This is a genomic window from Actinomadura sp. BRA 177 (genome assembly GCF_013372625.1).
GTDB lineage: Bacteria > Actinomycetota > Actinomycetes > Streptosporangiales > Streptosporangiaceae > Spirillospora.
Genome location: NZ_JABXFD010000372.1, coordinates 1 through 6,201 on the forward strand (window position 1 = coordinate 1; position 6,201 = coordinate 6,201).

The window sequence follows — 6,201 nt, forward strand, 5'->3', positions numbered from 1 at the left end:
CTGGTTTTGATTTGTCTGGTCTGCTGGTGTGGGTGCGGTGCCCTCGGGGATCTGCCCTAGCCGTGTCGTCGGCAGCGTCAGAGGTGTATCAGAGACGGGCGCGGTCCCGTCGGCGAGGGCCTTACGCGCCAGCGAGCGGTCCATCGGGATCCGCTTGCCCCGCAGGTGGTGGGCGCCCTCGCCGTCGGCCGCCTCCAGGACCGCCTCGCGGCCCGTCTCGTCCACCAGCGTGACGCTGCTCACCCGCGCGCCGGCGATCTCCCGGGCGCGGCGCGCGACCAGGTCGATGACGTCGCGGGGGTCGGTGCCCGACAGCAACGTGGTGGAGATCTCGGCGGACGCCTCCAGCCAGCGCTCGCGGCGCCGCGTCTCCTCGTACAGCCGGGCGTTCTCGATGGCGACGCCCGCGGCCGTGGCCAGCGCGGTCACCACGACCTCGTCCTCCTCCTCGAAGGGGCCGCCGCCGGCCTTCTCGGTGAGGTAGAGGTTGCCGAACACCTCGTCCCGCACCCGGATCGGGACGCCCAGGAACGTCCGCATCGGCGGGTGGTTCGCCGGGAAGCCGGACGAGGCGGGATGCCCGGCCAGGTCCGGCAGCCGCAGCGAACGCGGCTCCCGGATCAGCAGGCCGAGGATGCCGTCGCCGTGCGGCCAGTGCCCGATCGCCGCGATCTCCTCCTCGCTCACCCCGGTCGTGACGAACCGGACGAGCCGCTCGCCCTCCTCGCCGATCACCCCGAGGGCGCCGTAGCGGGCGTCGACCAGGGTGGTCGCGGCCTCGACGATGCGGCGCAGCACCGTCGACAGGTCCAGCTCGCTGCCGATCGAGACGACGGCCTCCAGCAGCGCGTGCACGCGGTCCCGCGTGGACCGGGCCGCCTCCAGCCGGGTGTGCAGCTCGGCCAGCAGATCGTCCAGCTTCAGCTCCGGCAGGACGAGCCGCGCGCGCTCCGCCCCGGAACCAGACTCATCCCTCACACCGCCAGTATTCCCATCATTTCCGGAACTTCGGAATCAGGGCCGCCATCCCGGTCCGCCCGTCCGTGATGGCCGCGGCGATGAGGCGGGACCAGCGGGGGCCGATGTGGCCGAGGTCGTGGCGGCGCGCGGACCGCAGCGCCTCCTCGCCGAGCCGGTCGCGCAGGCCCGGGTCGGTGATCAGCTTGCGCAGCGCCGCGGTGAGCGCCTCGACGTCGCCGGCGGGGACGAGCAGCCCGTCCGCGCCGGAGGTGATCAGCTCGGCCGGGCCGTGCGGGCAGTCGAACGCCACGACCGGCAGGCCCATGCCCATCGCCTCGATGACGACCATCGGCATGCCCTCGCGGCGGGACGGCAGGACGTGGATCGACGCGCGCCGCATCTCGGCCGGCAGGTCCGGGGTCTTGCCGCGCAGCTCGACCCGGCCGGTGAGGCCGAGGTCGGCGACCAGCGCGCGGAGCCGGTCCCGCCGCACCCCGGAGCCGAAGACGCGCAGGGTCCAGCCGGGGTGCTCGGCGGCGATCGGGACGTAGGCGCGCAGCAGCAGGTCGAAGCCCTTGGCGCGGACGAGCCGCCCGGCCGCGAGCACGACGTCGTGCTCGCGGCGGGACGGCGGTTCCGGGAGCGGCGGCGCCGCGTTCGGGATCGCGGCGACGCGGACGCCGGACCCGGCGAGCGCCCGCGCGTAGTCGGCGCGGGCCTCCTCGGTGAGCGCGGCGAGGGCGGTGAGCCGCCGGTACGCGCGGACGACCTGCCGGCGGAGCGCGGGCCGGTAGGAGCCCAGGTTCATGTGGTCCTGCCCGATCGTCGCGACGCCGCGCGGGCCGAGCTCGGCGGCCAGCAGGACGAGGGAGGGCCGGGTCCCGATGAGGACGTCGGCCGGCGCGGCGTAGAGGGCGCGCAGGAGGCGGACGTCCGTCCAGAGGCTCATGTGCCGGAACGACGCCTCGTCCACCGGTGTCAGGACGCTCGGCAGCCGGGCCAGGAGGCGGGCGGTCCTGTTCTTGCGGGCGAGACCGTCGTCCGCGTAGGTCACCGCGACGCCGGGCGGCAGCGGGAAGAACGGCTTCCGGCTCCGCTTCAGCACGCTGACGATCTCGACGTCGTGGTCGCGGGCCAGGTACCCGCACAGGTTGAGCACGGTGCGGATCGTGCCGCCCGCCCCGTGCGCGTTCTGCAGCAGGACGCGGACGCGCGGACGGTCACCGGGCGGCGGGACGCGGCGCCGCCACCGCAGCGGGCGCAGCGTCCAGATCGCCGCGCGGCGCACGCAGCGGTGCGCCCGGCGCCGGACGCGGCGGCGCAGTCGGAGCGGTCGCGCGGACTCGTTCACCGGGTCCCCGATCGTAGACGGCCGTGTCCCGGCTCCTGCCCGATCGGGGGCCGGTCAACGCCAACCGGCGGTCAACGTCATCCCGTGGACACGGTGCGGTCGAGGGCGCCGCCCTTGACCCACCGGCTCCACGACATCTCGTAGTAGCTCCAGCCGTTGTTCCAGTCGAGCCCCCGCTTGCTGCCGGTGACGATCACCGGGTCGCCGCGGTAGGAGAAGTTGTAGTACCACTTGGCGTCCTTGGGCGGGGAGTTGACGCAGCCGTGGCTGACGTTCTGCCGGCCCTGCGCCCAGGTGGTCGAGGCCATGGAGTGGATGTACTCGCCGCTGCTGGAGATCCGCACCGCGTACGGGATGACCTCCTTGTAGCCGCCGTTCTTCTTGTCCTTGGGGTCGACGCCCATCCACTCCGACGTCATGATCGCCGGGTTCTCCTTGCCCATCGTCAGGTGGACGCCGCTGGTGGTGAGGTAGGTGTCGACGCCGTTGACCACGCGGCCGCCGCGGCCGGCGCTGATCGGCCAGCTGCGGACCTTCTTGCCGTTCTTCTTGACGACGGCCTTCTTGCTCTTGGTGCTGATGTGCGTGATGTGCGAGTCGCCGATGCGGAAGCTGCGCGTGAAGTCGGACATGCCGTACGTCCGCTTGCCCGACTTCACCCCGGCCAGCTTGGCCCGGAACCTGACCTTCTGGTTGGGCTGCCAGTAGTGGCCGTTCTTGGTGCGGAAGATGACGGTGGTGTCGTTCATCCAGTACCAGGCGCCGGTGGCGGGCTTGGTGGACTTGACCTCCAGGGCCTTCTCCACGGCCTTCTTGTCGCCGACCGCGCGGTTGAAGACGACCTGGATCGGCATGCCGACGCCGACCTTCTCGTTCTTGCTGGGCGTGACGTCGATGATCTCCAGCTTGTTCGCCGCCTTCAGCGTCGCGAACGTGGCGTTGACCGTGGTCGCCTTGCCGTCGGGGCTCTTGGCGACGGCGGTGACCTGGTACTTGGCGCCGGGCAGCAGCGTGCGCGACTTCCAGCTGGTCTTGTCGGCGGCCATCTCGCCGGACACGGTCTTGCCCTTGAGGGTGACGGAGACCTGTTCGAGGGTGCCGCCGGCGGCCGTGACGACGACGCCGTCCTCCGGCTTGGCCTTGGTGTTGCCGTTGCCCGGGTCGATCGTGACCTGCGGGACGGTGGAGTCCGCCTTCTCTCCGACGGTCACGCCGGAGTCCTTCTCCCCGCCCCCGCTGCAGGCCGTCGTGAACAGCAGCACGACCCCCGCGATTCCCGCGCCCGCCCGAACTCCTGCGGAAACCCTCCGCTGCACCGCGACCTCCCGTGACCCCGCCGGCTATCTGAGAGACATTAGCGACAAAATTCGACGATCATGCCACGACCCGGGGTTTTGCCGGGCGTCCGAGATCAAAGCGTTGCAACCCGGCGGGCCTGGCATGGCGCGCCGGGTCGCGATGGTCAAGCGCTAGCCGAGGGCGCTGCCCTGGCTCCACTTGTCGAAGGACATCTGCCAGAAGCTCCAGCCGTTGTCCCATTCGACCTCGCGGTCGGAGCCGGTCAGGTCGATGACGTCGCCGCGCTGCATGGTGTCGTAGTACCACTTGGCGTTGGACGGGCTGATGTTGATGCATCCGTGGCTGACGTTCGTCGACCCCTGCGAGCCGACCGACCACGGCGCGGAGTGGACGTACTCGCCGCTGCTGGAGAACCGGACCGCGTGGTCGACGACCGTCTTGTAGTAGCCGGGGTCGCCCTCCTTGCGGCCGGGGGACGTCATCGTGACGGGGTTGCCCTTCTCCATCAGCAGGTGGACGCCGCTGGTGGTGGTGAACTCCCGGGTCTGCCCGTTGCCGGCGCTGAACGGGATCGTCCGCAGCTTCTTGCCGTCCCGCGTCACGGTCATCTCGTGCTCGCCGATGTCGCCGGTGGTGATCTGCTTGGCGCCGATGCTGATGGCCGCCTGGGCATCCTTGGCCCCGTACACGCCGCCGCCCGCGTTCACCCCGGCCAGCGCCGCGTGGAAGCGGACCGTCTGGTGCGGCTGCCAGTACGTCTTCGTCCGGTAGACGACCTGGTCGGGCGCCAGCCACCGCCACGCGCCCGTGACGGGCTTGTCGGGGGTTACGCTCAGCGTCCGCTCCACGGCGGCCTTGTCGGTGACCGGCCGGTCGAAGCGGACGAAGATCGGCATGCCGACGCCGACCTTCTCCCCCTTGACGTTCGGGGTGACGTCCACGATCGACAGCGTCTTGGCCGGCTTCAGCGTGGTGAACGAGCTGGTCACCGTGCGGGTCTTGCCGTCGTCGCGCGCATGCGCGGTGACGGTGTAGGACGTTCCGGGCGTCAGCGTCCGGGTTGAGCGCCACGTCTTGTGGCCGTCGCCGAACTTCCCGGTGATGGTGGCGCCCTCGCCCTGGACGGTGACGTCCTGGAGCCTGCCGTCCGAGGCCTTCACCTCGATGGCGCCGTCCGGCTTGACCTGTGCGGTGCCGCCGGCCGGGGTGATCGTCACCTCGGTGTCCGATCCGCCGGAGGCCAGCTTGCCCTCGCCGCCGGCCGAGCAGCCGGTCACGAGCATCGCCACCGCGCCCGTCCCGCCGGCCAGCACGACCCCCGCACGACCCTTGATCCCCACAAATCCCCCAAATCCGTCGAAATTCACCCCGTGGTAGTGAATCTACCTACACATGGAGACGCCCCGAACCTCGCGGAAGTTCGGGGCGTTCGACGGGGAACCGCTGATCAGCGGCCGTGCCGGACGGTTCAGGCGGCCGGGGTCGAGGCGGGCTCGCGGTTGATGCGCCGCAGGAGGCGCTTGAAGCCCCAGACCGAGAGGGCGATGCCGATCGCGCCCAGCCCGGTGACGATGCCGGTGCGGATCCACAGGTACATGCTGATCGACTCGTTGAACAGCATCCAGAGGCTGACGCCGACGTTGGTCAGCAGCACCCCCGACCACAGCAGCGAGATCCGCAGGAAGAACTGGTGGACCCTGTCGTGCTTGTAGAAGGCGTCGGGGATCGGCGCCATGTCCTTGGCGAGCTTCATGGCCAGCGGCTTGCCGAGCGGCACCGAGGCGAGGAAGGCCAGGCTCACGCAGAGCGTGCCGAGCGTCGGCTGCAGGAAGTAGATGACCGCGCTCTGCGTGGCGGCCGCCAGGGCCGCGCGGACCGTGACGCCGACCGCGGCCAGCATCAGCATCCCCGACACCGGATGGCCGCGCACGTAGCGGTAGATGATCCCGCCGTACACCCAGGCGACCGCCGCGACCAGCGCGCCGTTCAGCCCGAGCAGCATGAGCGCGGTGTAGAACACCGCGACCGGGGCGATGACGCCCTCCACGAAGCGCGGGAGCGCGTGCACGAGCATCGCGGTCACCCGCGGGAGCTCGAACACGTGGTGCCCGCCGGCCGGCCCTGGGCCGCCCAGCTCCTCGGGGGCCCTGGTCAGGCCGCCCTGCGCCTCAGATTCGGGAACCGCCGCCGTGGGCGGGTCCGCGGGCGCGGTCGCCGTTGGTTCCATCGAGTGCTGTGCTCCCCGATCGGTGTGCATGAACTCGGATGTGCTCACGATTCTGTGCTCACGATTCGCCCAACCGTACGTGATGATCCGCACGCGTCCGTCCGTTTTCGAACGATTCGCAGCGCGCGGCTTGTTCCCCACTTAGTTCGGTTCCGGGAGCGGCCGGGTGCGGGTCGCGGCCGGATGCGGCCAGAGTCGAACCCGTGTCTCCGGCGTCTCCTCCGACTTTAGGTGCCCGGTACTACATTCGCAGTTCTTGGGGGATGGGATCTCCGCGCTGCCGGTAGTGGCTGATCAGAGCGCGGGTCTGGTGGGTTCGGCGGAACAGTGACCAGTGCAGGACGTGGTCGATGGTGGTGGCGGC

The 6,201-nt window shown here is 70.8% G+C and carries 5 protein-coding genes; all 5 read right to left on the reverse strand.

Annotation, left to right across the window (positions count from 1 at the left end):
• Positions 1-978, reverse strand: a 978-nt coding sequence (locus HUX53_RS21360) for a GAF domain-containing protein (RefSeq protein WP_176404996.1), incomplete at its 3' end; no start/stop codon positions are given.
• A gap of 16 nt (positions 979-994) precedes the next feature.
• A complete protein-coding gene (locus HUX53_RS21365) occupies positions 995-2,311 on the reverse strand; it encodes a glycosyltransferase family 4 protein (RefSeq protein ID WP_309237353.1) in 1,317 nt (438 codons plus the stop codon).
• 77 nt (positions 2,312-2,388) lie between these two features.
• Positions 2,389-3,627 (reverse strand): Ig-like domain-containing protein, encoded by a 1,239-nt coding sequence (locus tag HUX53_RS21370; protein WP_309237354.1) that lies wholly within the window; start codon positions 3,625-3,627, stop codon positions 2,389-2,391.
• A gap of 153 nt (positions 3,628-3,780) precedes the next feature.
• A complete protein-coding gene (locus HUX53_RS21375) occupies positions 3,781-4,950 on the reverse strand; it encodes an Ig-like domain-containing protein (RefSeq protein WP_176404997.1) in 1,170 nt (389 codons plus the stop codon).
• A gap of 128 nt (positions 4,951-5,078) precedes the next feature.
• Positions 5,079-5,885, reverse strand: a complete 807-nt coding sequence (locus HUX53_RS21380; RefSeq protein ID WP_309237355.1) for a VC0807 family protein — start codon at positions 5,883-5,885, stop codon at positions 5,079-5,081.
• Between the last annotated feature and the right edge of the window lie 316 nt (positions 5,886-6,201).